21 protein-coding genes, 2 tRNA genes and 2 pseudogenes are annotated in these 25,669 nt (G+C 58.7%); 12 read left to right on the top strand and 13 right to left on the bottom strand.

Annotated features, from left to right (window positions below; all coding sequences use genetic code 11):
* Position 1: 1 nt before the first annotated feature.
* The 6 genes from rutF to rutA are packed head-to-tail and all read right to left on the bottom strand — an operon-like array spanning position 2 to position 4,080.
* Positions 2-496: an NADH-dependent FMN reductase RutF gene (rutF, locus tag LPQ25_RS16560; RefSeq protein ID WP_014907862.1), complete on the bottom strand. Its 495-nt coding sequence runs from the start codon at positions 494-496 to the stop codon at positions 2-4.
* 10 nt (positions 497-506) lie between these two features.
* Entirely contained in the window at positions 507-1,097 is a 591-nt protein-coding gene (locus tag LPQ25_RS16555) for a malonic semialdehyde reductase (RefSeq protein ID WP_002898814.1), read from the bottom strand.
* Complete coding sequence (rutD, locus tag LPQ25_RS16550; protein ID WP_004179289.1) at positions 1,094-1,897, bottom strand: pyrimidine utilization protein D; 804 nt, start codon at positions 1,895-1,897, stop codon at positions 1,094-1,096. Before rutD ends, LPQ25_RS16555 begins: the two co-directional genes overlap by 4 nt.
* Complete coding sequence (rutC, locus tag LPQ25_RS16545) at positions 1,894-2,286, bottom strand: pyrimidine utilization protein C (RefSeq protein ID WP_002898877.1); 393 nt, start codon at positions 2,284-2,286, stop codon at positions 1,894-1,896. Before rutC ends, rutD begins: the two co-directional genes overlap by 4 nt.
* Entirely contained in the window at positions 2,279-2,989 is a 711-nt protein-coding gene (gene rutB, locus LPQ25_RS16540; protein ID WP_004176609.1) for a pyrimidine utilization protein B, read from the bottom strand. Before rutB ends, rutC begins: the two co-directional genes overlap by 8 nt.
* Entirely contained in the window at positions 2,989-4,080 is a 1,092-nt protein-coding gene (gene rutA, locus LPQ25_RS16535; RefSeq protein ID WP_014907861.1) for a pyrimidine utilization protein A, read from the bottom strand. Before rutA ends, rutB begins: the two co-directional genes overlap by 1 nt.
* 284 nt (positions 4,081-4,364) lie before the next feature.
* Between rutA and rutR the strand changes: the two genes are divergently transcribed.
* The gene (rutR, locus tag LPQ25_RS16530) at positions 4,365-5,003 is read left to right on the top strand and encodes an HTH-type transcriptional regulator RutR (protein ID WP_002898883.1); all 639 of its coding nucleotides are present in this window, start codon (positions 4,365-4,367) and stop codon (positions 5,001-5,003) included.
* On the opposite strand, the gene LPQ25_RS16525 is transcribed toward rutR, so the two are convergent.
* Both LPQ25_RS16525 and putA read right to left on the bottom strand, forming a co-directional pair.
* Positions 5,000-5,395: a lysozyme inhibitor LprI family protein gene (locus LPQ25_RS16525; protein ID WP_002898886.1), complete on the bottom strand. Its 396-nt coding sequence runs from the start codon at positions 5,393-5,395 to the stop codon at positions 5,000-5,002. The two genes, rutR and LPQ25_RS16525, sit on opposite strands and share 4 nt — an antisense overlap.
* A gap of 185 nt (positions 5,396-5,580) precedes the next feature.
* Positions 5,581-9,543: a trifunctional transcriptional regulator/proline dehydrogenase/L-glutamate gamma-semialdehyde dehydrogenase gene (gene putA / locus LPQ25_RS16520; RefSeq protein WP_004183621.1), complete on the bottom strand. Its 3,963-nt coding sequence runs from the start codon at positions 9,541-9,543 to the stop codon at positions 5,581-5,583.
* A gap of 421 nt (positions 9,544-9,964) precedes the next feature.
* Here putA and putP point away from each other — a divergent pair, with 421 nt between their 5' ends.
* Both putP and LPQ25_RS16510 read left to right on the top strand, forming a co-directional pair.
* On the top strand, positions 9,965-11,473 hold the full coding sequence (gene putP / locus LPQ25_RS16515; RefSeq protein ID WP_004147889.1) for a sodium/proline symporter PutP: 1,509 nt from the start codon (positions 9,965-9,967) through the stop codon (positions 11,471-11,473).
* Positions 11,474-11,607: 134 nt separating this feature from the next.
* Positions 11,608-12,042, top strand: coding sequence for a DUF3574 domain-containing protein (locus LPQ25_RS16510; RefSeq protein ID WP_004150827.1), 435 nt, complete (start codon positions 11,608-11,610; stop codon positions 12,040-12,042).
* A 31-nt stretch (positions 12,043-12,073) separates the two neighbouring features.
* Here the strand turns inward: LPQ25_RS16510 and LPQ25_RS16505 are convergent, their stop codons facing one another.
* Positions 12,074-13,258: a NupC/NupG family nucleoside CNT transporter gene (locus LPQ25_RS16505; protein WP_015874627.1), complete on the bottom strand. Its 1,185-nt coding sequence runs from the start codon at positions 13,256-13,258 to the stop codon at positions 12,074-12,076.
* 270 nt (positions 13,259-13,528) lie between these two features.
* Between LPQ25_RS16505 and efeU the strand changes: the two genes are divergently transcribed.
* From efeU to LPQ25_RS16480, 5 genes and pseudogenes are all read left to right on the top strand, one after another.
* Complete coding sequence (gene efeU / locus LPQ25_RS16500; RefSeq protein WP_014907858.1) at positions 13,529-14,359, top strand: iron uptake transporter permease EfeU; 831 nt, start codon at positions 13,529-13,531, stop codon at positions 14,357-14,359.
* A 51-nt stretch (positions 14,360-14,410) separates the two neighbouring features.
* Positions 14,411-15,538, top strand: a complete 1,128-nt coding sequence (gene efeO / locus LPQ25_RS16495) for an iron uptake system protein EfeO (RefSeq protein WP_014907857.1) — start codon at positions 14,411-14,413, stop codon at positions 15,536-15,538.
* A 4-nt stretch (positions 15,539-15,542) separates the two neighbouring features.
* A pseudogene (gene efeB, locus LPQ25_RS16490) lies at positions 15,543-16,824 on the top strand (iron uptake transporter deferrochelatase/peroxidase subunit).
* Between the two features lie 504 nt (positions 16,825-17,328).
* Positions 17,329-18,117, top strand: coding sequence for a phosphate starvation-inducible protein PhoH (gene phoH / locus LPQ25_RS16485; RefSeq protein ID WP_002898923.1), 789 nt, complete (start codon positions 17,329-17,331; stop codon positions 18,115-18,117).
* Positions 18,118-18,354: 237 nt separating this feature from the next.
* Positions 18,355-18,999, top strand: a complete 645-nt coding sequence (locus LPQ25_RS16480; RefSeq protein WP_004183625.1) for a DsbA family protein — start codon at positions 18,355-18,357, stop codon at positions 18,997-18,999.
* 760 nt (positions 19,000-19,759) lie between these two features.
* Here the strand turns inward: LPQ25_RS16480 and LPQ25_RS16475 are convergent.
* The 3 genes from LPQ25_RS16475 to LPQ25_RS16465 all read right to left on the bottom strand — a co-directional run bounded on the left by LPQ25_RS16475 (position 19,760) and on the right by LPQ25_RS16465 (position 21,547).
* A tRNA-Ser gene (locus LPQ25_RS16475) sits at positions 19,760-19,845 on the bottom strand.
* Positions 19,846-19,990: 145 nt separating this feature from the next.
* Positions 19,991-20,668 (bottom strand): isochorismatase family protein, encoded by a 678-nt coding sequence (locus tag LPQ25_RS16470; RefSeq protein WP_002898927.1) that lies wholly within the window; start codon positions 20,666-20,668, stop codon positions 19,991-19,993.
* 18 nt (positions 20,669-20,686) lie between these two features.
* The gene (locus LPQ25_RS16465; RefSeq protein ID WP_004199757.1) at positions 20,687-21,547 is read right to left on the bottom strand and encodes a pirin family protein; all 861 of its coding nucleotides are present in this window, start codon (positions 21,545-21,547) and stop codon (positions 20,687-20,689) included.
* A gap of 114 nt (positions 21,548-21,661) precedes the next feature.
* Between LPQ25_RS16465 and LPQ25_RS16460 the strand changes: the two genes are divergently transcribed.
* Positions 21,662-22,567, top strand: a complete 906-nt coding sequence (locus tag LPQ25_RS16460; RefSeq protein ID WP_004141420.1) for a LysR family transcriptional regulator — start codon at positions 21,662-21,664, stop codon at positions 22,565-22,567.
* 346 nt (positions 22,568-22,913) lie between these two features.
* Here LPQ25_RS16460 and LPQ25_RS16455 read toward each other — a convergent pair.
* Positions 22,914-23,001: transfer RNA gene (locus LPQ25_RS16455), tRNA-Ser, on the bottom strand.
* A 267-nt stretch (positions 23,002-23,268) separates the two neighbouring features.
* Between LPQ25_RS16455 and ghrA the strand changes: the two genes are divergently transcribed.
* The 3 genes and pseudogenes from ghrA to LPQ25_RS16440 all read left to right on the top strand — a co-directional run bounded on the left by ghrA (position 23,269) and on the right by LPQ25_RS16440 (position 25,608).
* On the top strand, positions 23,269-24,207 hold the full coding sequence (ghrA, locus tag LPQ25_RS16450) for a glyoxylate/hydroxypyruvate reductase GhrA (RefSeq protein WP_002898938.1): 939 nt from the start codon (positions 23,269-23,271) through the stop codon (positions 24,205-24,207).
* 88 nt (positions 24,208-24,295) lie between these two features.
* Positions 24,296-25,031, top strand: a pseudogene (locus LPQ25_RS16445) (phosphatase).
* 22 nt (positions 25,032-25,053) lie between these two features.
* Positions 25,054-25,608, top strand: a complete 555-nt coding sequence (locus LPQ25_RS16440; RefSeq protein WP_004140758.1) for a TorD/DmsD family molecular chaperone — start codon at positions 25,054-25,056, stop codon at positions 25,606-25,608.
* Positions 25,609-25,669 lie beyond the last annotated feature (61 nt).

Below are 25,669 nucleotides of genomic sequence, written 5' to 3'. Positions count from 1 at the left end.
GTTAACAAGCGGGTCGCATAAGCGTGTGATAGCCGCGGTCAAACCACATCAGTCCCCGGGGCTCCGGGTGACGGGTAATGGCCACGACGTGACAAAACAGAATGTCGTGCGTCCCGACGCTGACGCGCTGGTCGATGCGGCAGTCAAAGCTGACCAGAGCCGCCTCCAGCCGCGGACAGCCGGTGGCGCCGGTCTGCCAGTCGGCGGCGGCAAAACGCTCGTCCATTGCCGTTTTACCGCCAAACAGCGTCGACAGGGCCTCCTGTCCGGCCGCCAGGGTATTGACGCACAGCGTGTGGTGTTCGCTGAACACCGGCCACACCGAAGCCGAGCGGTTCAGGCAGACCAGCAGGGTCGGCGGCGTGTCGGTAACGCTGCAGACCGCGCTGGCGGTGAATCCCGCCCGGCCCGCCGGGCCATCGGTGGTAATAATGTTAACCGCGGCGCCGACGTGGGCCATGGCGTCACGGAAACTCGTTTTGTCCGTTAACTCCATCGTAAACTCCTTATGCCAGCAGGCAGGCTTCATCAAAGGACAGGCGCGGCAGGCGGCCGTACAGCTTGCCGGGGTCGCCATAGCCGATGTTCACCAGCAGGTTGCTTTTCCAGCCGTTGTCGGCAAAAAATGCCGCGTCGACTTTTTCCCGGTCAAAACCAGACATTGGCCCGGTGTCGAGGCCCAGCGCCCGGCAGGCAAAAATCAGATACGCCGCCTGCAGGGAGCTGTTGCGAAACGCGGTCTCTTCCGCCAGCTGCGGGCTGGAGGTAAACCAGCTGCGGGCGTCACCGTGGGGAAACAGGGTCGGCAGCCGGTCGTAGAAGGCGCTATCCCACGCCACGATGGCGGTCACCGGCGCCTGCATGGTTTTCTGCAGATTGCCGCTGGAGAGCGTCGGGCGAAGTTTCTCTTTGCCTTCCGCGCTGCGCACGAACACGATGCGCGCTGGCGAACAGTTGGCGGAAGTCGGCCCCATTTTCATCAGGTCCCAGACGGCCTGCAGCTGCGCATCGCTCACCGGCTTATCCAGCCAGCCGTTGTGGGTCCGGGCCTGGGTAAACAGCGTCTCGCAGGCCGTGTGGTTTATCGCGTCGTTCATCGGGTCTCCCTGGCGACCGGCAGCATAGCGGACAGCCCGTCGCGTAAAATGGTATTAAAGGTATCGGCGTCGGTGACGTTACAGGCATGGCCGCCCCACGGCATTTCCACGAGCTGGCTGCCGGGGATCGCCGTCTGCAGCACGCGGGAGCAGGAGGCGGGGACCAGCAGGTCGTCAGCGGCGCTGATAATCAGCGTCGGGCAGGCGATGGCCGACGCACGGCGTGAAAAATCAGCCTGCTTCAGGGCCTGCAGCCGCTTCAGCAGATTCTCTTTGCCCTGAAAATGGCTGATGGCAAGCGCATCTTCCGCTTCGAGGCGCGGCAGGCGCGCGGCCATCCATTCCGCCGGGTAGAGAAATAGCGGCTGCGCTTCGACCCACGCCTGCGCGCCGCCGGCATGCAGCAGACGCTCGCGCACCTGGAAGCAGCGGCGGGTATGCGGCGACAGCGACAGCCAGCCGTTGACCAGCGCCAGGGCGCTCACCGCCTCGGGGCGATCGAGCGCCAGCTGCAGGCCAATCAGCGCCCCCAGGGCGTGGCCCACCAGCGCGAAGCGGGCGATCCCCGCCGCCTGCAGAGCGCTGAACAGCTCCCCGGCCATCGTCGCCAGGCTGTAGTCGGCGGGCAGCGGACCGGCGTTCTCCCCGGTCCCGTTATGGTCATAACTCACCAGCTGATACTGTTCCTCCAGCGCCGCGCGCTGCGCCAGCCAGTAGCCGCCGCCCCCGCCCAGACCGGCGCTGAGGACCACCACCGGCGCGCCGGGCCACGGAGCCGGAGCAATATTGAGCCTCATCATGTCGGGGTACCGATATGGGCGACGCTGGCGATTTCCACCAGCGCATCGGGCTTCACCAGTCCGCACTGAATGCAGAAGCGCGCCGGTTTATCGCCGGGGAAGAACTCGGCGTAGACCTCGTTAATCGCGGCGTAATTTGTCCAGTCGGTGATAAAGATGCTGTTGAAAGTCACATCCGCCATACTCCCGCCCGCCGTTTCGATAACGCTCCTGATGGTCTCCAGCACGTGGCGGGTTTGCGCCTTTGGGTCGCCGATGTGCACCACATTGTTTTGCTTATCAAACGGCAGGGTGCCCGAGACGTAGACCACCCCGTCGGCGAGCGTCCCCGGAACAAAGGGGGCAATCGGCGCGGTGGTGCCTGGCGGAATAATCACCTGTTTAGGCATAACGTTTCTCCTTGGCTAAAGCCAGCGGGGCGGCGGGGGAGAGCGCGTGGCAGAAGCTCTCAACGTCGCTGACCCAGCCGAAAAAGGTTTCAATATTGAACAGCGCCGCCTGCTGGGCGAAGGCCGGGCCGGCCTGATGGGTGGCATCCTCCAGCACGATGCCGAAGTATTCGAGAAAGAAGCCATCGCGCAGCGTCGATTCGACGCAGACGTTGGTGGCGATCCCGGTGAACACCAGGTGGCGTATGCCGCGGCTGCGCAAAATGCTGTCGAGCGGGGTGTTAAAGAAGCCGCTGTAGCGCGGTTTCGGCAACACGATATCGCCTTCCTGCGGCGTCAGCTCGTCCACCAGCTGATAATCCCAGCCGCCTTTCGCCAGCAGCTTGCCCTGCAGCTCCGGACGCTGACGCATCGTTTTCAGCGCGTTGGATTTGTGATAGTTCGGCGAGCCCGGGCCGCCGGCTTCAACATACTGGTCATCCCAGCCATTCTGGAACCAGATAATCAACATACCCGCGGCGCGAGCGGCGGCGACGGCGGTATTAATATTGTCGATAACCGGCCGGGTAGCGGAGACGTCAAAGCCGGCGAGATCCAGATAACCGCCCTGGCTGGCGTAGGCGTTCTGCATATCGACCACAATCAGCGCGCTCTGCTGCGGCGCGAAGGTCAGGGATTCCGGGCGAGCGGGAAGGGTAATCATCAGGCCACCTCACGGGTAACAGAAGCAATGTGGTTCCGGCAGCGCATCAGCGGCTGAATGCGTTCGCCAAAGGCGTCAATGCCGGCAAGAAAATCATCAAAGGTCAGCAGCACGCCGTCGGTGCCGGGCACGCTCGCTACTTCATCAAGCATACGGGCGACGCTGGCATACGATCCGACCAGGGTGCCCATGTTAATGTTGACCGCCGAGGTGGGGTCGGCCATCTGGCGCACGTTGGTATCGCTGCCGGAGCGGGTATCTTTCTGACTCTGCTCGGTGAGCCACGCTAGCGCTTCTTCATCGGCGCCCGCTTTGTAATGTTCCCATTTGGCGCGCGCCGCCTCGTCGGTTTCGTCGGCGATCACCATGAACAGCACATAGGACCCCACGTCGCGGCCGGTTTTTTCCGCCGCCTGCATCATGCGTGCGGCGGTCGGGGCAAAGGCCGTTGGCGTGTTGACCCCTTTGCCAAAGCAAAAGTTGTAGTCCGCATGCTGGGCGGAGAAGGCCATCCCGGCATCGCTCTGCCCGGCGCAGATCACCTTCATCGGCTGCGACGGGCGCGGGCTGACCCGGCAGTCGTTCATGGTGAAGTAGTCACCTTTGAAATCGCTGCGCCCGGTGCCCCACAGGTCACGGAGCACCTGGACGTATTCGGTGAGATAGTCATAGCGGCTGGCGAAATAGTCATCTCCCGGCCACATGCCCATCTGGTCATATTCCGGTTTTTGCCAGCCGGTCACCAGATTGACGCCAAACCGGCCGCCGGAGATGGAGTCGATAGTGGAGGCCATCCGGGCGACAATCGCCGGCGGCAGCGTCAGGGTGGCGGCGGTGGCGTAGATCTGGATCTTCGAGGTCACCGCGGCCAGGCCGGCCATCAGGGTGAAGGACTCCAGGTTGTGATCCCAGAATTCAGTTTTCCCGCCGAAGCCGCGCAGTTTGATCATGGAGAGCGCGAAGTCGAAATGGTAGTGCTCGGCCTTCTGCACGATGGCCTTATTCAGTTCAAAGGTCGGCATATACTGCGGGGCATGGGTGGAGATCAGCCAGCCGTTGTTGCCAATGGGAATGAAAACACCAATTTTCATACCTACCTCTCTGCAGTCATGGAAGATGGGTTGCGATGGTGCGGCATCCTGCCTCTCCCTGGACCACCTCGCAGAGAAGGTAAAGCAAAGGCGATGCCAGTTTTATAAATGCTAATGTTATTAATGTGTTACTTTTGAGTTGCTAAAAAGGACGATAAAAAAGTGGACTGGATGGTCAAAATCAGTGCACGAAAAAACGGCAGTCATGCGCAATCAGGGTGCATGGGGTCGTGCCGGCGCAGGGCTTTTGCTATGCTGGTGGCATCAACTGAAGGAGAGGATGTATGGCACAGGGCGCGGTGAAGAAAAGCGGCAAACGTTCACAAGCGGTCAGCGCCAAAAAGGAGGCCATCCTGGCCGCCGCGCTGGAGGCATTTTCGCAATTTGGTATTCACGGTACGCGGCTGGAGCAGGTGGCTGAGCGCGCCGGGGTATCGAAAACCAATCTGCTCTATTACTACCCTTCGAAAGAGGCGCTGTATGTGGCAGTCCTGCAGCAGATCCTCGCCATCTGGCTGGCGCCGCTGAAGGCCTTTCGTGAGGATATCAGCCCGCTGGTGGCGATCCGCGAATATATTCGCCTGAAGCTGGAGGTGTCCCGCGATCACCCCCAGGCCTCGAAGCTCTTCTGCCTCGAGATGCTGCAGGGGGCGCCGCTGCTGATGGGCGAACTGACCGGGGATCTGAAAGCGCTGGTCGACGAAAAATCGGCGATAGTCTCCGGCTGGATCGACCGCGGCAAGCTGGCGCCGGTCGATCCACAGCATTTAATCTTTATGATCTGGGCTACCACCCAGCATTACGCCGACTTCGCCACCCAGGTGGAGGCGGTCACCGGCGCCACGCTGCAGGATGCGGCCTTTTTTGAACAAACGGTCGATAATGTCCAGCGGATGATTATCGAAGGCATTCGCGTCCGTTAATTGGCGGGCGGCAGCGGGCAGCTTTGATCGCCATCCTCGCACTGTAGCAGCGAGGCGAGGAAAGACTCCCGCTCCACGCTCTTATCGGTCATGCACTGGCTGACCAGCATTGGCTGCATGCTGCCGCCTTCGGCGCCGGACGCGAGAAAGGCGCAGTCGGCGTCGCGTAAGGCGATCCATGCCTGCTGCGCCTGCTTCAGTAATGTTTGTTGTTTACCCACCGCCCGCTGCAGGGCCTGCTGCCAGGTGTCGTTCAGTTTTTTATCGGCCGCCTGATACTGCGCAGCCGCGCACTGATTCATTTCGGTTTGGGTGTTGGCGCTGCTGCACTCGTCCGCCAGCGCCGCGCCGCTGGCCAGCAGGGCCATCACGGCAAATAACGTGCGTTTCATTGTTCTGCTCCCATAAAAAAGGCTCCCGTCCGGGAGCCTTAATTAAACACAGCTGACGTCGGCTGTCATTAGCTGATCGCAGCGCAGACTGATTGCCCGGATGGCGGCGCACCGCGCCTTATCCGGGCTACCCTTTGGCGGTGGTAGGTAGCCCCGGTAAGCGCAGCGCCACCGGGGAGCCCGTTTTAGCCGATGGTCATCAGGCTGGCGTTACCGCCTGCCGCCGCGGTGTTAACGCTCAGCGAACGCTCGATATACAGCCGCTCCAGCAGCAGATTGGTTTCGCCGCGGGCGAAGCCCTGCACGGAGACAATCGCCCCGTCGCGCGCCGCCACCTGCTCGCACAGCTCGCGCAGCTGGTCGGAATCGCCGTGGTAGATAACCGCGTCGAAGGCCTGGCCAGGCAACTGCTCCGCTTTGGCAAAGCGAATGCGCTCGCTGACCTCCCGCGGCAGTTTCTTCGCCAGATCGCGCTGCAGGGCGCTGTCCGGCCACAGTACTTCACAACCCACCGCCAGCACAGCCGCCAGCTGGATCAGCGCATCCTGTTCGTTATCCGCTACGCACAGCACGCGCTCGCGCGGCATCAGCGTCAGGGTGTTGCGCTCGCCGGTTGGCCCCGGCAGCAGGCGTTGAGTGCCGCTTTGCGCCTGCTCGCTGTACTGCTGGCACAGCGCCTGCAGCTCAGGACGGCCCGCGGCCCACTGCTGCAGCGCCTGCAGCGGTTTTTCCAGCAGCGTTTTCAGCTGGGCGTCCAGCGGACGCTCCGCATCCTGGCGGGCGAAGGTCACGCCAACCGCGTCCTGCGGACGGCTGGAGAGCAGACGGTACAGATACAGCGGACCGCCGGCTTTCGGACCGGTACCGGACAGCCCTTCGCCGCCGAACGGCTGCACGCCGACCACCGCGCCAACCATATTGCGGTTGACGTACAGGTTGCCCACCTTGGCGCTGCCGGTGACCTGGGCGATGGTTTCGTCGATACGGGTATGCACGCCGAGGGTCAGGCCGTAGCCAGAGGCGTTAATCTGCTCGACCAGTTTGTCCAGCTCGTTACGGTTATAGCGCACCACGTGCAGTACCGGGCCGAAGACCTCTTTTTTCAGCTCGTCGAAGCTGTCGAGCTCGATAAGCGTCGGCGGCACGAAGGTCCCGTGACGCCATTCGCGGGCGTCTTCGCTATTCTCGCGCACCGCCTGGTAGACGGTGCGGCCTTTGGCGCGCATCGCCTGAATATGGCGTTCGATATTCTCTTTCGCTTCCGCATCGATAACCGGACCGATATCGGTGGTCAGGCGCCCCGGATTGCCCATCCGGCACTCGCTCATGGCGCCGCGCAGCATGGTTAAGGTGTGATCGGCGACCTCTTCCTGCAGGCATAGCACGCGCAGGGCGGAGCAGCGCTGGCCGGCGCTGTCGAACGCGGAAGCCAGCACGTCGATCACTACCTGCTCGGTGAGCGCCGACGAATCGACGATCATCGCGTTCATCCCGCCGGTTTCGGCGATCAGCGGCGTCGGGCGGCCCTGGGGATCGAGGCGGCTGGCGATATTGCGCTGCAGCAGGGTGGCCACTTCGGTGGAGCCGGTGAACATCACGCCGCGTACGCGCTCATCGGAGGTTAGCGCGGCGCCCACGGTCTCCCCGCGACCCGGCAGCAGTTGAATTACGCCCGGCGGCACGCCGGCTTCCAGCAGAATCGCCACGCCCTGGGCGGCGATAAGCGGCGTCTGCTCGGCAGGTTTCGCCAGCACGCTGTTGCCGGCCGCCAGCGCGGCGGCAATCTGGCCGGTGAAGATCGCCAGCGGGAAGTTCCACGGGCTGATACAGACCACCGGACCCAGCGGGCGGTGAGTTTCATTATCGAAATCGTCGCGCACCTGGCCGGCGTAATAGTGCAGGAAGTCAACGGCTTCGCGCACTTCAGCGATGGCGTTGCTGAAGGTTTTACCCGCCTCGCGCACCAGGATCCCCATCAGGGTCGGCATCTGGCTTTCCATCAGCACCGCGGCGCGCTCAAGAATGGCGGCGCGCTCCTGCGGCGGAGTGGCGAACCAGATCGGCGCATTGTTGATAGCGCTGGTCAGCGCCTGCTGCACTTCAGCGTCGCTGGCTTCGCGGACGTAGCCGACGATATCTTTCGGCTCTGCCGGGTTAACCACCGGCTGCATTTCGCCTTCGGCCACCGGCTGCTCCAGCATCGGCAATGCCTGCCATTTATGCAGCGCGCTGTTGAGCAGGGAAGAGGAGAGGGAGGCCAGACGGTGCTCGTTCGCCAGATCGAGACCGGCGGAGTTGCTCCGGCCGCTGCCGTAGAGATCGCGCGGCAGAGGGATTTTCGGATGCGGCAGGCCGGCCTGGCCTTCCTGCTGCGCCAGTTTTTCTACCGCGCTGACCGGGTCGGCTACCAGCTCGTCCAGCGGCAGGGTATTGTCCGCGATACGGTTGACGAAAGAGGTATTGGCGCCGTTCTCCAGCAGACGACGCACCAGATACGCCAGCAGCGTCTCGTGGGTGCCCACCGGGGCGTAGATCCGGCACGGACGGTTCAGTTTGCCGTCGGCGACCTTGCCCACCACCTGCTCGTACAGCGGTTCGCCCATGCCGTGCAGGCACTGGAACTCATACTGGCCCGGGTAGTAGTTCTGGCCCGCCAGCTGGTAGATAGCCGCCAGAGTATGGGCGTTATGGGTGGCGAACTGCGGGTAAATCAGGTTCGGCACCGCCAGCAGCTTCTTAGCGCAGGCGAGGTAGGAGACGTCGGTGTAAACCTTGCGGGTGTATACCGGATAGCCTTCGAGACCTTCCATCTGCGCGCGTTTAATTTCGCTATCCCAGTAGGCGCCTTTCACCAGACGGATCATCAGGCGACGGCGGCTGCGGGTGGCGAGGTCAATCAGGTAATCAATGACAAACGGACAGCGCTTCTGGTAGGCCTGAATCACGAAGCCAATCCCGTTCCAGCCGGCCAGTTCCGGCTCGAAGCACAGTTTTTCCAGCAGGTCGAGGGAGATCTCCAGACGGTCTGCCTCTTCGGCGTCAATATTGATGCCGATGTCATACTGGCGCGCCAGCAGGGTCAGCGATTTCAGCCGCGGGTAAAGCTCTTCCATCACCCGGTCATACTGCGCGCGGCTGTAGCGCGGGTGCAGCGCGGAGAGCTTAATGGAGATACCCGGACCTTCATAAATGCCGCGGCCGTTGGAGGCTTTGCCGATGGCATGGATCGCCTGCTGATAAGAAACCATATAGGCCTGGGCGTCAGCGGCGGTCAGGGCGGCTTCGCCGAGCATATCGTAGGAGTAGCGGAACCCTTTTTCTTCCAGCTTGCGGGCGTTGGCCAGCGCTTCGGCGATGGTTTCCCCGGTGACGAACTGCTCGCCCATCAGGCGCATCGCCATATCCACGCCTTTGCGGATCAGCGGTTCGCCGCTCTTGCCGATGATGCGGTTCAGGGAGCGGGAGAGGCTGGTCTCGTTATGGGTCGACACCAGTTTTCCGGTGAACAGCAGCCCCCAGGTGGCGGCGTTGACGAACAGCGACGGGCTGCGGCCGATGTGCGACTGCCAGTTGCCGTTGCTGATTTTGTCGCGGATCAGCGCATCGCGGGTGGCTTTATCTGGAATACGCAGCAGGGCTTCCGCCAGGCACATCAGCGCCACCCCTTCCTGTGAAGAGAGGGAGAACTCCTGCAGCAGGCTCTGCACCATGCCGGCGCGGCCGCTGGCGGTTTTCTGGTTGCGCAGTTTTTCCGCCAGCTGATACGCCAGCTTGTGCGCCTGTTCGCCCAGCGGCTGCGGCAGACGGGCCTGCTCCAGCAGCATCGGTACCGCGTCGGTTTCCGGACGTCGCCAGGCGGCGGTGATCGCCGCGCGGCTCACCGACTGCGGCAGGATCTGCTCGGCGAATTCGAGGAACGGCTGATAGGGCTCTTCCGTTGGTTCGCTGGCGTCATCGCTTTCGTTGGCGGCCCCGGAGAGCAGGGCCGGCAGCTCAGGCAGCGTCTCGTCGTTCTCCAGTTTTTCCAGATAATTAAAGATGGCCTGCTTAATCAGCCAGTGCGGCGTGCGGTCAATACGGCTCGCGGCGGATTTAATGCGCTCGCGGGTTGCGTCGTCAAGCTTAACACCCATGGTGGTGGTGCCCATGCTCAAAACTCCTGTCATTTATCGTTAGGCTTATGCGGTTGCATGGAAATATCCACTATGTTGCAACTTTGTGCAACCTTGTTAATTGTGGCTTGTGACGGAAGCCGTGAAATGGCTAATTTGTTAAAAATAACCCCTAAAATAGCAGAAATTTAACCCCGGGCTCATAGGGTATTTGTATGCGTGAGTTAACACTTTTGTTTGGTGCAACCTTTAAAAACGTGAGAGAGTGCAACCTCTAACAAATTGACGTTTTGCGCCGTCGGTTTTTCGTGTAAATGCTGTGTTAAATCGTTTGTGAAAAACCGAAGCTTCCGTCAGGATACGGTCGCCCAATTAAACAATGCGCCATTACCCCGTTCCGGTAGTGGAAAAAAACGACGAAGTTGGACGCTGTCGATAAAAATTCTGGAGACTTTGCATGGCTATTAGCACACCGATGCTGGTGACATTTATTGTTTATATTTTTGGTATGGTATTGATAGGGTTTATTGCCTGGCGTTCGACCAAAAACTTCGATGATTATATTCTCGGGGGAAGGAGTCTGGGGCCATTTGTGACCGCGCTTTCCGCAGGGGCGTCGGATATGAGCGGCTGGCTGCTGATGGGCCTGCCAGGGGCGATTTTTCTCTCCGGGATTTCCGAAAGCTGGATCGCCATTGGCTTAACGCTGGGGGCGTGGATTAACTGGAAGCTGGTGGCCGGTCGCCTGCGCGTGCATACCGAGGTGAATAATAACGCCCTGACGCTGCCCGATTATTTTACCGGCCGTTTTGAAGATAAAAGCCGGGTGCTGAGAATTATTTCGGCGCTGGTTATTCTGCTGTTCTTTACCATCTATTGCGCTTCAGGAATTGTCGCGGGGGCGCGTCTGTTTGAAAGCACCTTCGGCATGAGTTATGAAACCGCACTGTGGGCCGGGGCGGCGGCGACGATTATCTATACCTTCGTCGGCGGCTTCCTCGCCGTTAGCTGGACCGATACCGTGCAGGCCAGCCTGATGATTTTCGCGCTGATCCTCACCCCGGTGATCGTGATTATTTCCGTCGGCGGCTTTGGCGATTCGCTGGAAGTGATTAAGCAGAAGAGCATCGAAAATATCGACATGCTGAAAGGGCTGAACTTCGTGGCGATTATCTCGCTGATGGGCTGGGGGCTGGGTTATTTCGGTCAGCCGCATATTCTGGCGCGCTTTATGGCGGCGGATTCGCACCACAGTATCGTTCACGCACGTCGCATTAGTATGACCTGGATGATCCTCTGCCTCGGCGGGGCGGTGGCCGTCGGCTTCTTTGGCATCGCCTACTTCAATAACAACCCGAGCCTGGCGGGCGCGGTTAACCAGAACGCCGAGCGCGTGTTTATCGAACTGGCGCAAATCCTGTTTAACCCGTGGATTGCCGGGATCCTGCTGTCGGCGATTCTGGCGGCGGTGATGTCCACCCTGAGCTGTCAGCTGCTGGTCTGCTCGAGCGCAATTACCGAAGACCTGTATAAAGCCTTCCTGCGTAAAAACGCCGGTCAGAAAGAGCTGGTGTGGGTGGGCCGTATGATGGTGCTGGTGGTTGCCTTGGTGGCCATTGCCCTGGCGGCCAATCCGGAAAACCGCGTGCTGGGTCTGGTGAGCTACGCCTGGGCTGGCTTCGGCGCCGCCTTTGGCCCGGTGGTCCTGTTCTCGGTAATGTGGTCGCGCATGACCCGTAACGGCGCGCTGGCCGGGATGGTGATTGGCGCCCTGACCGTGATCGTCTGGAAGCAGTTTGGCTGGCTGGGCCTGTATGAAATTATTCCGGGCTTCGTCTTCGGCAGCATCGGGATTGTGGTCTTTAGCCTGCTGGATAAAGCGCCGTCGGCCAGCATGCAGCAGCGCTTTGCCGAAGCGGATGCCCACTACCATACGCCGCCGCCGGTACGCGCCACGGCTGAGTAAGATCATCTGATGCTCACGAGCCCGCCGCTGGCGGGCTTTTTATTGCCTGGTGCCGTGCCGGAATATTATAACCCTTGCTAATTATCTGAAAATCCGCTGATATTTCCTGACTAATAACAATGAGGATAGCAAAGATGACGTTCAGACAGGGTGCAATGGCGCTGGTGCTGGCAGGGTTACTCAGCGGCTGCGTGGCGGGTGGAAGTTCATCGACCAGCGCGCCGAAGCCCGGCGTCTGCCCGGCGGATAAGTCCATGGTGCAAACCACGCTTTACTTCGGTCTGAGCCGCCCGGCGGGGAAAGACATCACCGCTGAAGAGTGGCAACAGTTTGTCGACCGTGACGTCACGCCGCGCTTTCGCGACGGGCTGACGGTGTTTGATGCCCACGGCCAGTGGCTTGGCCAGAATGGTCAGGTGGTGCGGGAGCAGAGCAAGGCGCTGATGGTGATCCATGGGCATGACGCGCAGAGCGAGGCGGGTATTGAGGCTCTGCGCCAGGGCTATAAATCACGCTTCGCGCAGGAGTCGGTGATGCGTGTCGACCAGCCGGTCTGCGTGCAGTTCTGAGTAAACGGCGGGGGCAGCCCCGCCGTTTGTTTTACAGCACCAGCCCGGCGAAGCTGGCGGAAAGCAGGCTCACCAGCGTGGCGCTATACACCAGCCGCAGGCCGAAGCGGGAGACGATATTGCCCTGCGGTTCATTCAGGCCTTTGATCGCCCCGGCGATAATGCCGATCGAGGCAAAGTTGGCAAACGACACCAGGAATACCGAGAGAATGCCGAGCCCGCGAGGGGTCATGCTGGCGGCAATCTTTTGCAGCTCAATCATCGCCACAAATTCGTTAGCGACCAGTTTGGTGGCCATGATGCTGCCGGCGTTTAGCGCATCGCTCAGCGGGATGCCGATAAGCCACGCCAGCGGATAAAAGACGTAGCCGAGGATCTGCTGGAAGCTGAGACCAAACAGGGTGGCGAATAGCGCGTTAATGGCGCTGATCAGGGCGATAAAACCGATCAGCATCGCCAGAATAATCATCGCCACTTTAAAGCCGGCCAGAATATATTCCCCGAGCATTTCAAAGAAACTCTGCGATTCATGCAGCTTCTCGAGTTTTATTTCCTGCTCGCTGCCCGGCCGCGTCGGGTTAATTACCGACAGCACGATAAAGGTGCTGAACATATTGAGGATCAGCGCTGCGACGACATATTTGGCGTCCAGCATGGTCATATAGGCGCCGACAATCGACAGCGATACGGTCGACATGGCCGTCGCCGCCATAGTGAACAGTCGCCGTGAGGAGAGGTCGCTCAGTACGCCCTTGTAGGCAATGAAGTTCTCCGATTGGCCGAGGATCAGCGAGCTGACGGCGTTGAAAGATTCCAGCTTACCCATGCCGTTTACTTTCGACAGCAGGGTGCCAATCACGCGAATAAAAATCGGCAGGATCCGCCAGTGCTGGAGAATACCAATCAGCGCGGAAATAAACACAATCGGACACAGGACGCCCAGGAAAATAAAGGCTAAGCCTTTTTCGCTCATGCCGCCAAAGACGAAATTGGTCCCTTCGGCGGCAAAGCCTAACAGCGAAGCAAAAAAGCCGGAAATATTTTTTACCAGCCACAGGCCGCTTTCGGCGTGCAGGAAAAAGAAAGCGAGCGCTATTTCGATAATAATCAACTGGAGAATATAATGAATACGAATTTTTTGTCTGTCGTAGCTGACAAGCCAGGCCAGGGCGAGGATCACCGCCAGCGCCAGCAGGAAATGAAAAAATGCAGTCATGTTGTTCTTTTCGCAAGTCAATAAGGCCGCCATTTAGCCATAGCCGCTACGGCGGGTAAATATCTGGCGTAAAAAATCCTTTGTTTATTCTTTCCCTTCATAACAGGCGAATATTTTCATAAGTCATTATTTGTCAGCGATTTATTTACAACTGATCATCATTCTCTGCACATTTCGCTTGTGTTTCTGAGCATTGTAATGATAATCACTATCATAAATATTACCTGTTTTTGCATTCGTTGACGGTGCTTTACATTTAAGGGTGTTGGCATGTTTGTCCCATTTCTCATTATGTTACGCGAAGGCCTGGAGGCGGCGCTGATTGTCAGCCTGATCGCCAGCTATCTGAAACGCACCCAGCGCGGCAACTGGATTGGCGTGATGTGGATTGGCGTGATCCTCGCGGCGGCGCTGTGTCTTGGCTTAGGCATTTTTATCAACGAAACCACCGGCGAATTTCCTCAGCGTGAACAGGAGCTGTTCGAAGGGATCGTCGCGGTCATTGCGGTGGTGATCCTGACGTGGATGGTCTTCTGGATGCGCAATGTCTCACGCAACGTCAAGCAGCAGCTGGAGCAGGCCGTGGACAAGGCGCTGCAGCGCGGTAATCACCACGGCTGGGCGCTGGTGATGATGGTCTTTTTCGCGGTCGCCCGTGAGGGGCTGGAGTCGGTCTTCTTTCTGCTGGCGGCCTTCCAGCAGGATGTTGGCATCTGGCCGCCGCTGGGGGCGCTGCTGGGTCTGGCCACCGCTATCGTGCTGGGCTTCCTGATCTACTGGGGCGGTATCCGCCTTAACCTTGGCGTGTTCTTCAAATGGACCAGCCTGTTTATTCTGCTGGTGGCCGCTGGCCTGGCCGCGGGGGCGATCCGCGCCTTCCACGAGGCGGGCCTGTGGAACCTGTTCCAGGATACCGCCTTCGATCTGAGCAACGTGCTGTCGACGCATACGCTGTTCGGCACGCTGCTGGAAGGGATCTTCGGCTATCAGGAGACGCCGAGCATCAGCGAAGTGGCTGTCTATCTGCTTTATCTGATCCCGGCGCTGGTGCTGTTTGCCCTGCCGCCGCGGAATAATACCACTGCCTCGCGGGCTGCCTGACCGGGCGCTGCGAGCTTATAAGCGACACTCTACTTACCGAAAGGGATGATCATGATGATTCATTTTCGCCGTAATGCGCTGCGGGTGACCGTGGCCGCGCTGCTCAGCTCTGCATTCGGTGCTCAGGCTGCGGATATCCCGCAGGTCAAAGTCACCGTCAACGACAAGCAGTGCGAGCCGATGCAGGTGACCGTTAACGCGGGTAAAACCCAGTTTATTATTCAGAACCACAGCCAGAAAGCGCTGGAGTGGGAGATTCTGAAAGGGGTGATGGTGGTGGAAGAGCGCGAAAACATCGCGCCGGGCTTTACTCAGAAGCTCACCGCGAACCTGCAGCCGGGCGAATATGACATGACCTGTGGCCTGCTCACCAACCCGAAAGGCAAACTGATCGTCACCGGCGCCGCCACCAAAGACGCGGCGAAAGCGGATGCGGTGCTGAGCCTCGGCGACGCGATCACCGCCTATAAAGCCTATGTGACGACGGAAACCGCGCAGCTGGTTAGCGGCACCAAAGCCTTTACCGACGCGGTGAAAGCCGGCGATATCGAAAAAGCGAAAGCGCTGTACGCCCCGACGCGTCAGCATTACGAGCGCATCGAGCCCATTGCCGAGCTGTTCTCTGACCTTGACGGCAGCATCGACGCCCGCGAAGACGACTTCGAGAAAAAAGCGGAAGATCCGAAATTTACCGGTTTCCACCGTCTGGAAAAAGCGCTGTTTGGCGATAACAGCGTCAAGGGGATGGAAAAATATGCCGATCAGCTGAACAGCGATGTGCTGGAGCTGCAAAAGCGTATCAGCGAGCTGGCGTTCCCGCCGTCAAAAGTCGTGGGCGGCGCGGCAGGATTAATTGAGGAAGTCGCGGCCAGCAAGATCAGCGGTGAAGAAGATCGCTACAGCCATACCGATCTGTGGGACTTCCAGGCCAACATTGACGGCGCGCAGAAAATTGTCGACCTGCTGCGCCCGCAGCTGCAAAAAGAGAACAGCGCGCTGCTGGCGAAAGTGGACGCCAACTTTAAGAAAGTGGACAGCATCCTCAGCAAATATCGCACCAAAGACGGTTTCGAAACCTACGATAAGCTGACCACCGCCGACCGTAATGCGCTGAAAGGGCCGATCACCACCCTGGCGGAAGATCTGGCTCAGCTGCGCGGGATCCTGGGGCTGGACTAAGTCGATGGCACAGCAGAAACCCCACGACGTGAACGAGCCGTCACGTCGTCGCTTACTGAAAGGGATCGGCGCGCTTGGCGGCGCGCTGGCCATCACCGGTGGCTGCCCGGTAGCGCATGCGGCAAAAGCGGAAAGTTCCCCGGGGACGCTCACACCCGACGCGCGCCAGGAAAAGCAGCCATTCTATGGCCGGCATCAGGCGGGCATTCTGACGCCGCAGCAGGCTTCGATGATGCTGGTGGCCTTCGATGTGCTGGCGGCTGATAAAGCCGACCTCGAGCGGCTGTTTCGACTGCTGACCCAGCGTATCGCCTTTTTAACCCAGGGCGGCCCGGCGCCGGACACGCCGAATCCGCGGCTGCCGCCGATGGATTCCGGCATCCTGGGGCCGTGGATTGCGCCAGATAACCTGACCATCACCGTCTCGGTCGGCCATTCGCTATTTGATGAGCGCTTTGGCCTGGCGGATAAAGCACCGAAAAAGCTGCAGCCGATGACCCGCTTCCCCAACGATTCGCTGGATGCCGCGCTGTGCCATGGCGACCTGCTGCTGCAGATCTGCGCCAATACTCAGGATACGGTGATCCACGCCCTGCGTGATGTCATCAAACATACGCCGGATCTGCTGAGCGTGCGCTGGAAGCGGGAAGGGTTTATCTCCGACAGCGCGGCGCGCAGTAAAGGCAAAGAGACCCCCATCAACCTGTTGGGGTTTAAGGACGGCACCGCTAACCCGGCGAGCCACGACAGCGCGTTGATGGATAAGGTAGTGTGGGTGACAGCCGATCAGGACGAGCCGGCCTGGACCGTGGGCGGCAGCTATCAGGCGGCGCGAATTATCCAGTTTCACGTGGAGTTCTGGGATCGGACGCCGCTCAAGGAGCAGCAGACGATCTTTGGTCGCGACAAGCACACCGGTGCGCCGCTGGGGATGAAAAACGAACACGATACCCCGGATTACAGTAAAGATCCTAACGGCGAAGTCATTGCGCTGGATAGCCATATTCGTCTGGCCAATCCCCGCACGCCGGAAACCCAGTCCAGCCTGATGATGCGCCGCGGCTACAGCTATTCGCTGGGGTTACTAACGCCGGACAACTGGATATGGGGCTGTTATTCGTTTGCTATCAGCACGATCTGGAAAAGGGTTTTCTGACGGTGCAGAAACGGCTTAACGGCGAGGCGCTGGAGGAGTATGTCAAACCGATCGGCGGGGCTACTTCTTTGTTTTACCCGGCGTAGTGGATGAAAAACACTATCTGGGAGAGTCGCTGCTGCAGGCCTGATACCGACCCTGCCCGTAAGGGCAGGGCGTTTTCTGCTGTTTTTCTCATTTTTCTTATATTTCCTGCCATGTGTTATATTTCTGTAATACAAATGACCGATAGTCTCCTACACTTGCTTAAGAACTATTTGTTGCGTCATTGTGAAAAATAAGTTGCATTAAGAATCTTTTTTGATGTACTTATTACATACGCGGTAGTTCCCGGCAGTGTGACGTTTCACTATGGAGATCGCGAATGGTAAGGTCCCGTACCGGACAACGTAAAACCTCAGACCGTACTCTTCAGCACGGAAGCCCCGCTTCCGGCAGCGATTTTCTTACTCTTTCTCTCTCCGCTTCGCATTATTACAACCTTGGCAGGGTACGCGGTGCGCGTAGCCGCGACTCGTTGTCAGTTCTACCGGCAAGCAATGGCTTACAAGGAAGCCAAACCTCAATCGTTCGTGCGCATAGTCGCGTCGATGTTGACGCGTGTGATGTAAACCAACAACGCAAGGTGCTATCCATGGGAAGACAAAAAGCAGTGATCAAAGCTCGTCGTGAAGCAAAACGTGTGCTGAGACGGGATTCACGCAGCCATAAGCAGCGTGAAGAAGAATCGGTCACATCGCTTGTGCAAATGAGTGGCGTAGAAGCAATTGGCATGGCGCGGGACAGCCGTGATACTTCCCCAATTGAGGCGCGCAATGAGGCTCAGGCGCATTATTTGAATGCCATCGACAATAAGCAGCTGATTTTCGCTACCGGCGAAGCTGGATGCGGCAAGACCTGGATCAGTGCGGCGAAGGCAGCTGAAGCCCTGATCCATAAGGATGTGGACAGAATTATTGTTACCCGTCCCGTTCTGCAGGCCGACGAAGATCTCGGCTTCTTACCGGGAGATATCGCCGAGAAGTTCGCTCCCTATTTCCGACCGGTTTACGATGTGCTGGTGAAAAGGCTGGGGGCTTCCTTTATGCAGTACTGCCTGCGTCCGGAAATCGGCAAGGTGGAAATCGCGCCGTTCGCCTATATGCGCGGACGTACCTTTGAAAATGCGGTGGTGATTCTGGACGAGGCCCAGAACGTGACCGCAGCGCAAATGAAGATGTTTTTAACCCGCCTCGGGGAGAACGTGACGGTCATCGTCAATGGCGATATCACCCAGTGCGACTTGCCCTCTGGCGTGAGATCTGGCCTGAGCGATGCGCTGGCGCGTTTTGAGGAAGACGAGATGATCGGCATTGTGCGTTTCACCACCGATGACTGCGTGCGCTCGGCTCTCTGCCAGCGGACGCTGAAAGCCTATTATTAATCGTCATACTGTGAGTAAGGCCCGGGCTAGCCCGGGCTTTGTTGTTTTGATCCTTGCGACAGTCTGAAGTGCGGATAAAATTTCTGTTTTGAGGGATCCATCGCTGTATGTGATAGAATTTCTTCTCTGTAATACAAGAATATCTGCTTTGCTATACATAAGCGCCTTTCTAATAATTTCTTTCGTCTTACGCCGTTTTACTCATTTAATTGTATGGATACTTGTAAGGGAAGCACAATGGTCGTACATGGGAAAGTTATCAAGTTATTAATTACTATTTTGATGGTGGGGTTGTCATCCGCTGCTTATAGTAAAGATTATCAGGCAGGGAAAAACTTCACTGTTATTCATTCTACTGTTAAGCAACCGCCGCCACTGGTTGAGTTTTTTTCCTTCTACTGCGGACCTTGTTATGCGTTTGCAGAGCGCATCAATGTTGATACAGCTATCAGAAAGCGCCTGCCCGACGATATGAAACTGGAAAAATACCATGTCAGCCAGATGGGGCCTTTAGGACCAGCATTAACAGAAGCATGGGCCGTAGCACAATATGCTGGGGTAGATGGCAAGGTGGAAAAGTTATTGTTTGAGGGTTTACAGGTTAAGCGTGATATTAAAACGGCAGCTGATATTGTTAAGGTGTTTAATCAACTTGGCATTACGTCAGAGAAATATGCCGAAATGCAAAGTAACTTTATGGTAAAAGCTTTAATTGCCAGACAGGATAATCTGGTCGAAAAAATGAAAGTGCATGGCACGCCTTCTTTTTATGTTTCAGGAAAATATCATATTAACAATGCATCACTCGCGCAAGATGACTATGATACCTATGCAGAGGATATGGCTAATCTGGTTTTATTTTTGCTTAACAAGCCCCTGTAACACGAAGTGAGAAAGTATCATTAGGTTTGTCTTTTTCGTTCTGTCCGGGTGGCGTTGCCACTCGTCGAACCCCGGTCGGGGTTCTCATCCCCCCGGCGGGTGCCACATGCGAAAAAAAAGCCCGTACTTGCGTACGAGCTCTTCTTAAAATATGGCGGTGAGGGGGGATTGACTCGCTTCGCTCGCCGTTACTCGGCCCATCCCTGGGCCTCGCCCTGCGGGCCAACGCAGGCGTTGTTCAAAAACGCTCCCGGCGTTTTTGTCGGGCAGCCCGCTTACTGCGTGCGCGGTCTGTCCAACTGGCGTTGCCAGTTGTCGAACCCCGGTCGGGGATTCTCATCCCCCGGCGGGTGCCACATGCGAAAAAAAGCCCGTACTTGCGTACGAGCTCTTCTTAAAATATGGCGGTGAGGGGGGATTGACTCGCTTCGCTCGCCCCTGCGGGCAGCCCGCTCGCAGGCTCGCGATCTGTCCAACTGGCGTTGCCAGTTGTCGAACCCCGGTCGGGGTTCTCATCCCCCCGGTGGGTGCCACATGCGAAAAAAAAAGCCCGTACTTGCGTACGAGCTCTTCTTAAAATATGGCGGTGAGGGGGGATTGACTCGCTTCGCTCGCCCCTGCGGGGCAGCCCGCTTACTGCGTGCGCGGTCTGTCCAACTGGCTGCGCCAGTTGTCGAACCCCGGTCGGGGTTCTCATCCCCCGGCGGGTGCCACATGCGAAAAAAAAGCCCGTACTTGCGTACGAGCTCTTCTTAAAATATGGCGGTGAGGGGGGATTCGAACCCCGATACGTTGCCGTATACACACTTTCCAGGCGTGCTCCTTCAGCCACTCGGACACCTCACCATATTGTCTTGCTGCTCACCTTGGGTGGGCAACGGGGCGCTACTATAGGGAGTTGCGTTAAAACGGTCAAGCATATTTTCTTCTTTCTTTGCCGTTCGCTCACGCAATGAACAATGCCCCGCTGCGGCTCAGCGGGGCGGGCGTTTTAGCGCTGGGAATCCAGCTGTTCGTTATTCTTCACGACGTCCTGCGCTTTGCTGTAGCTTTCGATCAGCAGCTGGTAGGCCGGGAAGACTTTGGTGTACACCTCCGCCCATTCTGCGGCGTCCGGGCGATTCCAGGTGCGCTGCAGCTCAGAGGCGACGGCGGCGGTATCCATTGGCACTACGCCGGCCTGTACCACGCGAGCCAGGGTGATCTCCTGCGCCATTTTGCTGTAGGTGCCGGAAGCGTCAATCACGGCAAACACTTTATAACCGTCGGCGACAGCGGCGATAGCCGGGAAGGCCATGCAGACGCTGGTGATGGTCCCGGCGATAATCAGCGTTTTACGGCCGGTCGCTTTCACCGCGGCGACGAATTCCGGGTTATCCCAGGCGTTAATCTCACCTTTACGGGCGATGTATTTCGCATGCGGCGCGTTTTCATGAATCTCCGGGATCAGCGGACCGTTCGGCCCCTGCGGCACGGAGGCGGTCGTGATCACCGGGATCCCGGCAAGCGACGCCATCTTGGCCAGCGCGGCGGCGCGAGCGCGCAGTTCTGGCATCGGCATATCGCCGACGGTCTGGAACAGACCGCTCTGATGGTCAATCAACAGCATTGCGGTATCGTTAACATCAATCACCGGACGAGCACCGTTAAAGTTAGCGGGAGTAGACATAGTATTCACCTCAATCAGTTAGATTTGGCCAAAGCGGCCGCTGTTAAAATCGCGTACAGCTTCTGCGATCTGCGTTTTGTTATTCATGACAAACGGGCCATAGCCCACAATCGGCTCCTGTAGCGGTTCTCCGGCCATCAGCAGAACTTTTGCCGGGGCGGTCGCCTCCAGATGCACTGCGTCACCTGCCTGGCTCAGGACGGCCAGCTGGCCTTCGCGAGCAGATTCGGAACCGTTAATGATCACTTCCCCTTCCAGCACCACCAGCGCGGTACTCCAGCCCTCCGGTTGGCGCAGCGTGAGGTCGTGCCCCTGATTCAGCTGCAGATCCCACACGTTAAGCGGTGAAAAGGTATGGGCCGGACCGCTGACGTCGTCATACTGGCCGGCAATAACCCGAACCTGTCCGGCGCCGTTCGCCAGCGCCACGGTGGGGATCGTCCCAGCGGTAATGCTCTGGTAGCCGGGGGTCGCCATTTTGTCTTTCGCGGGCAGGTTGACCCACAGCTGGATCATCTTCAGCTCGCCGCCGCTGCGGGTGAAGGCCTCCGAGTGGAACTCTTCGTGCAGGATCCCGGCGCCCGCCGTCATCCACTGCACGTCGCCTGGACCAATCACCCCGCCGCGTCCGGTGGAGTCGCGATGCTCTACTTCACCGGCGTAGACGATGGTGACGGTTTCAAATCCGCGATGCGGATGCTCACCGACGCCGCGTTTTTCGCTGCCTGCCGGGAAGGTGTACGGCCCGGCATAGTCGAGCAGTAAGAAGGGGCTCAGCTGCTGGCCGTGCGTCTGATAGGAAAACATCGAGCGAACCGGGAAGCCGTCGCCTACCCAATGCTGCGCAGGCGCGGTGTAGACTCCTGTGATCTGTTTCATGGCTTTCTCCTGTGTATCGGTATCTGATGTGAATAAGCTTATATCCGGGACGACGTATGCGGTAGTGAGCAAAAATGACCTATACTGTTCCAAAAATGGAACAATGGAGGAAGGATGCAGGATCTCAATGACTTCGCCTGGTTTGTCCAGGTGGTAGACCATGGCGGTTTCGCCGCGGCGGGGCGAGCGCTTGACCAGCCGAAATCCAAACTCAGCCGTCGCATTGCGCAACTCGAGGAGCGGTTGGGCGTGCGTTTGATTCAGCGAACCACCCGTCAGTTCGCGGTCACCGAGGTCGGGCAGACCTTTTATCAGCATTGCAAAGCGATGCTGATTGAGGCCGAGGCGGCGCAGCAGGCGGTCGAGACGCTGCGCGCCGAGCCGCGCGGTAGCGTCAGGATCACCTGTCCGGTCACCTTGCTGCATGTCCATATCGGACCGATGCTGGCGCGATTTATGGCGCGCTATCCTGGGGTAACGCTGCATCTTGAGGCGACCAACCGCCGGGTGGATGTGGTCGGGGAGGGCATTGATGTGGCGATCCGCGTCCGTCCCCGGCCCATCGAGGATAGCGACCTGGTGATGCGCGTGCTGGCGGACCGCGGGCACCGGCTGGTGGCCAGCCCGGATCTCATTTCCCGGCTCGGACGTCCGCAGGCGCCGTCCGAGCTGAGCGCCTGGCCGGGGCTCAGCCTGGGTGCGAACAAGCATCAGCATAAATGGCAGCTCACCGGGCCCGGGGGAGCGAGAGCGGAAGTGTATTTCACGCCGCGAATGGTGACCACCGATATGCTGGCGCTGCGCGAGGCGGCGATGGCCGGCGTAGGCGTGGTGCAGCTTCCTTTACTAATGGTGCGCGATCAGCTGGCGTCAGGGGAATTAGAGGTGGTTCTGGACGAGTGGCAGCCGCGGCGGGAAGTGATCCATGCGGTATTTGCCTCACGGCGCGGGCTGCTGCCCTCCGTCAGGGCGCTGGTGGACTACCTCAGCGAAGAGTATCAGCGGATGGAGGAGGATTAGCTTCGGGATTGGCTTTTCTCGAGGGGCTCCCCCCCCGGCAGAGAATATAAAAGAAAAGAGCCCGTACTTGCGTACAGGCTCTCATCTTGAATATGGCGGTGAGGGGGGATTGACTCGCTTCGCTCGCCGTTACTCGGCCCATCCCTGGGCCTCGCCCCTGCGGGGCCAACGCAGGCGTTGTTCAAAAACGCTCCCGGCGTTTTTGTCGGGGCAGCCCGCTTACTGCGTGCGCGGTCTGTCCAACTGGCTGCGCCAGTTGTCGAACCCCGGTCGGGGTTCTCATCCCCCCTGCGGAGAATATAAAAGAAAAGAGCCCGTACTTGCGTACAGGCTCTCATCTCGAATATGGCGGTGAGGGGGGGATTCGAACCCCCGATACGTTGCCGTATACACACTTTCCAGGCGTGCTCCTTCAGCCACTCGGACACCTCACCATATTGTCTTTCCCGTTGTTGTCGGGAACGGGCGCTAATGTAGGGAAATACGTATCGCCCGTCAATCAACTTTTTGCAAAAAAAGCGCGTTTAGACAAACTTCGAGCAACTTGCTCCTTAAACGTGCGAAATCCGTTTTTTTTGTCGCCAGTAGCTTTTCCCTTTTCGCTCGGGGAAATTTGTTATGCTGGCAAACCAATAGAAAACAATGAGTAAAATAAGACGCCAGCGTTAATCGGCCAAAGGCGTCTGCTATCAGGAGCCCCTATGGAGATTATTTTTTACCATCCGACCTTTGATACCCAATACTGGATCTGTGAGCTGGAAAAGCAGTTACCCGGCGCGCGGGTGCGCGAGTGGAAAGCGGGCGATAACCGGCCGGCGGACTACGCCCTGGTCTGGCATCCGCCGGTAGAGATGCTGCAGGGCCGGGCGCTGAAGGCCGTGTTCGCCCTCGGGGCAGGGGTGGACTCTATTCTCAGCAAGCTGCGTGACCATCCGGATATGCTGCCGCTGTCGATTCCGCTGTTTCGTCTCGAAGATACCGGTATGGGACGGCAGATGCAGGAGTATGCCGTGAGCCAGGTGCTCCACTGGTTCCGCCGCTTTGATGACTATCAGGCGCTGAAGCTGGCGTCCCGCTGGCAGCCGCTGCCCGAGTACCGCGCCGACGAATTCACCGTCGGGATTATGGGCGCCGGCGTGCTGGGGGCGAAGGTTGCGGAAAGTCTGCAACCCTGGGGGTTCCCGCTTCGCGTCTGGAGCCGTAGCCGCAAATCCTGGCCGCAGGTGCAGAGCTTCGCCGGCCAGGCCGAGCTGGGCGAATTCCTGCAGGGCACTCGCGTGCTGATCAACCTGCTGCCGAATACCGCCGAAACCGCCGGCATTATTAACCAGACGCTGCTGGCGCAGTTGCCGGATGAGAGCTATGTCCTCAACCTTGCTCGCGGCGTGCATGTCGTTGAAGAGGATCTGCTGGCGGCGCTGAACAGCGGTAAGCTCAAAGGGGCGATGCTCGATGTCTTCAGTCGCGAACCGCTGCCGCAGGAGAGCCCGCTATGGGCGCATCCGCGGGTGGCCATGACCCCCCATGTGGCGGCAGTGACCCGTCCAATGGAAGCTATCACCTACATTGCGGAGACCATTAGCCGGCTTGAGCGAGGGGAGCCGGTAAGCGGTCAGGTCGACCGCCAGCGCGGTTATTAAGACGAGAGAACCCCGCCACGGCGGGGTTTTTGCTAATCAATAGCCCGGTTTCCTGCTATTCTTGCGGCAAACAGAAGAGGAGAATGTGATGTATCCCGTTGACCTGCACATGCATACCGTCGCCAGCACCCATGCCTACAGCACCCTGCACGATTATATTGCGGAAGCAAAGCGTAAAGGGATCAAACTCTTCGCCATCACCGACCACGGCCCGGACATGGCGGATGCTCCGCACTACTGGCACTTCGTTAATATGCGCATCTGGCCCCGCCTGGTAGACGGGGTGGGGATCCTGCGCGGTATTGAGTCGAATATTAAAAATATTGAAGGCGAGATCGACTGTTCCGGACCGATGTTGACTTCCCTCGATCTGATCATCGCCGGATTTCATGAGCCGGTGTTTCCGCCGCAGGATCGTGACACCCATACACAGGCGATGATAGCCGCGATGGCCAGCGGTAAAGTGCATATGATTAGCCATCCGGGTAATCCGAAATTCCCGGTGGATATCCCGGCGATTGCCGAAGCGGCGGCTCGCTACCAGGTGGCGCTGGAGATTAATAACTCCTCGTTCGTATCATCGCGCGTGGGCAGTGAAGACAACTGCCGGGCCATCGCCGCCGCAGTGCGTGATGCCGGGGATGGGTGGCGCTGGGCTCGGACTCTCACACCGCCTTTACCCTCGGGAGTTTACCGAATGCCGCAAGATCCTTGATGCGGTCGATTTCCCGGAGGACAGGATCCTCAACGTTTCTCCGCGTCGCCTGCTTAACTTCCTCGAGTCGCGGGGCATGCCGGCGATCCCGGAATTTGCTGACCTTTAATTTGTATAACTGGAATAACTGAATGAACGAGTTTTCAATCCTCTGCCGCGTGCTGGGTTCGCTGTATTACCGTCAACCGCAGGACCCGCTGCTGGTGCCGTTGTTTACCCTGATCCGCGAGGGCAAACTGGCCGCCAGCTGGCCGCTTGAGCAGGACGAGCTGCTGGCGCGTCTGCAGAAAAGCTGTGAAATGCAATCCCTGGCGACGGACTATAATGCGCTGTTCGTCGGTGAAGCCTGCAGCGTCCCGCCGTACCGTAGCGCGTGGGTGGAGGGTTCCTCGGAAGCGGAAGTTCGGGCTTTTCTGAGCGAACACGGCATCCCGACAGGGGAAGGTCCGGCGGATCATCTCGGCTCGCTGCTGCTGGCCGCCTCCTGGTTGGAGGATCATGCCGCAGAAGACCAGAGCGAGACGCTGGAGCTCCTGTTCGCCGACTATATCCTGCCGTGGTGCGGGACGATGCTGGGGAAAGTCGAAGCCCATGCGCACACGCCGTTCTGGCGCACCATGGCGCCGTTGACCCGCGACGCCATCGCCGCGATGTGGGACGAGCTTCAGGAAGAAGATGAGCAATAATATGTGATGTAAATCACTGTTTGAATGAAACTGAAAGAAAGTTCATTCATATACTGTGTTT

Source organism: Klebsiella sp. KPN54798, assembly GCF_021184225.1.
Lineage (GTDB): Bacteria > Pseudomonadota > Gammaproteobacteria > Enterobacterales > Enterobacteriaceae > Klebsiella > Klebsiella pneumoniae.
The sequence above is the reverse complement of the archived record's forward strand: the minus strand, read 5'-3'. Positions and strand labels throughout refer to the sequence as shown.

Bases quoted from the DNA above. Each gene is read 5' to 3' on its own strand.
- rutF (WP_014907862.1), bottom strand. From the start codon at position 496: ATGGAGTTAACGGACAAAACGAGTTTCCGTGACGCCATGGCCCACGTC.
- LPQ25_RS16555 (WP_002898814.1), bottom strand. From the start codon at position 1,097: ATGAACGACGCGATAAACCACACGGCCTGCGAGACGCTGTTTACCCAG.
- rutD (WP_004179289.1), bottom strand. From the start codon at position 1,897: ATGATGAGGCTCAATATTGCTCCGGCTCCGTGGCCCGGCGCGCCGGTG.
- rutC (WP_002898877.1), bottom strand. From the start codon at position 2,286: ATGCCTAAACAGGTGATTATTCCGCCAGGCACCACCGCGCCGATTGCC.
- rutB (WP_004176609.1), bottom strand. From the start codon at position 2,989: ATGATTACCCTTCCCGCTCGCCCGGAATCCCTGACCTTCGCGCCGCAG.
- rutA (WP_014907861.1), bottom strand. From the start codon at position 4,080: ATGAAAATTGGTGTTTTCATTCCCATTGGCAACAACGGCTGGCTGATC.
- rutR (WP_002898883.1), top strand. From the start codon at position 4,365: ATGGCACAGGGCGCGGTGAAGAAAAGCGGCAAACGTTCACAAGCGGTC.
- LPQ25_RS16525 (WP_002898886.1), bottom strand. From the start codon at position 5,395: ATGAAACGCACGTTATTTGCCGTGATGGCCCTGCTGGCCAGCGGCGCG.
- putA (WP_004183621.1), bottom strand. From the start codon at position 9,543: ATGGGCACCACCACCATGGGTGTTAAGCTTGACGACGCAACCCGCGAG.
- putP (WP_004147889.1), top strand. From the start codon at position 9,965: ATGGCTATTAGCACACCGATGCTGGTGACATTTATTGTTTATATTTTT.
- LPQ25_RS16510 (WP_004150827.1), top strand. From the start codon at position 11,608: ATGACGTTCAGACAGGGTGCAATGGCGCTGGTGCTGGCAGGGTTACTC.
- LPQ25_RS16505 (WP_015874627.1), bottom strand. From the start codon at position 13,258: ATGACTGCATTTTTTCATTTCCTGCTGGCGCTGGCGGTGATCCTCGCC.
- efeU (WP_014907858.1), top strand. From the start codon at position 13,529: ATGTTTGTCCCATTTCTCATTATGTTACGCGAAGGCCTGGAGGCGGCG.
- efeO (WP_014907857.1), top strand. From the start codon at position 14,411: ATGATGATTCATTTTCGCCGTAATGCGCTGCGGGTGACCGTGGCCGCG.
- phoH (WP_002898923.1), top strand. From the start codon at position 17,329: ATGGGAAGACAAAAAGCAGTGATCAAAGCTCGTCGTGAAGCAAAACGT.
- LPQ25_RS16480 (WP_004183625.1), top strand. From the start codon at position 18,355: ATGGTCGTACATGGGAAAGTTATCAAGTTATTAATTACTATTTTGATG.
- LPQ25_RS16470 (WP_002898927.1), bottom strand. From the start codon at position 20,668: ATGTCTACTCCCGCTAACTTTAACGGTGCTCGTCCGGTGATTGATGTT.
- LPQ25_RS16465 (WP_004199757.1), bottom strand. From the start codon at position 21,547: ATGAAACAGATCACAGGAGTCTACACCGCGCCTGCGCAGCATTGGGTA.
- LPQ25_RS16460 (WP_004141420.1), top strand. From the start codon at position 21,662: ATGCAGGATCTCAATGACTTCGCCTGGTTTGTCCAGGTGGTAGACCAT.
- ghrA (WP_002898938.1), top strand. From the start codon at position 23,269: ATGGAGATTATTTTTTACCATCCGACCTTTGATACCCAATACTGGATC.
- LPQ25_RS16440 (WP_004140758.1), top strand. From the start codon at position 25,054: ATGAACGAGTTTTCAATCCTCTGCCGCGTGCTGGGTTCGCTGTATTAC.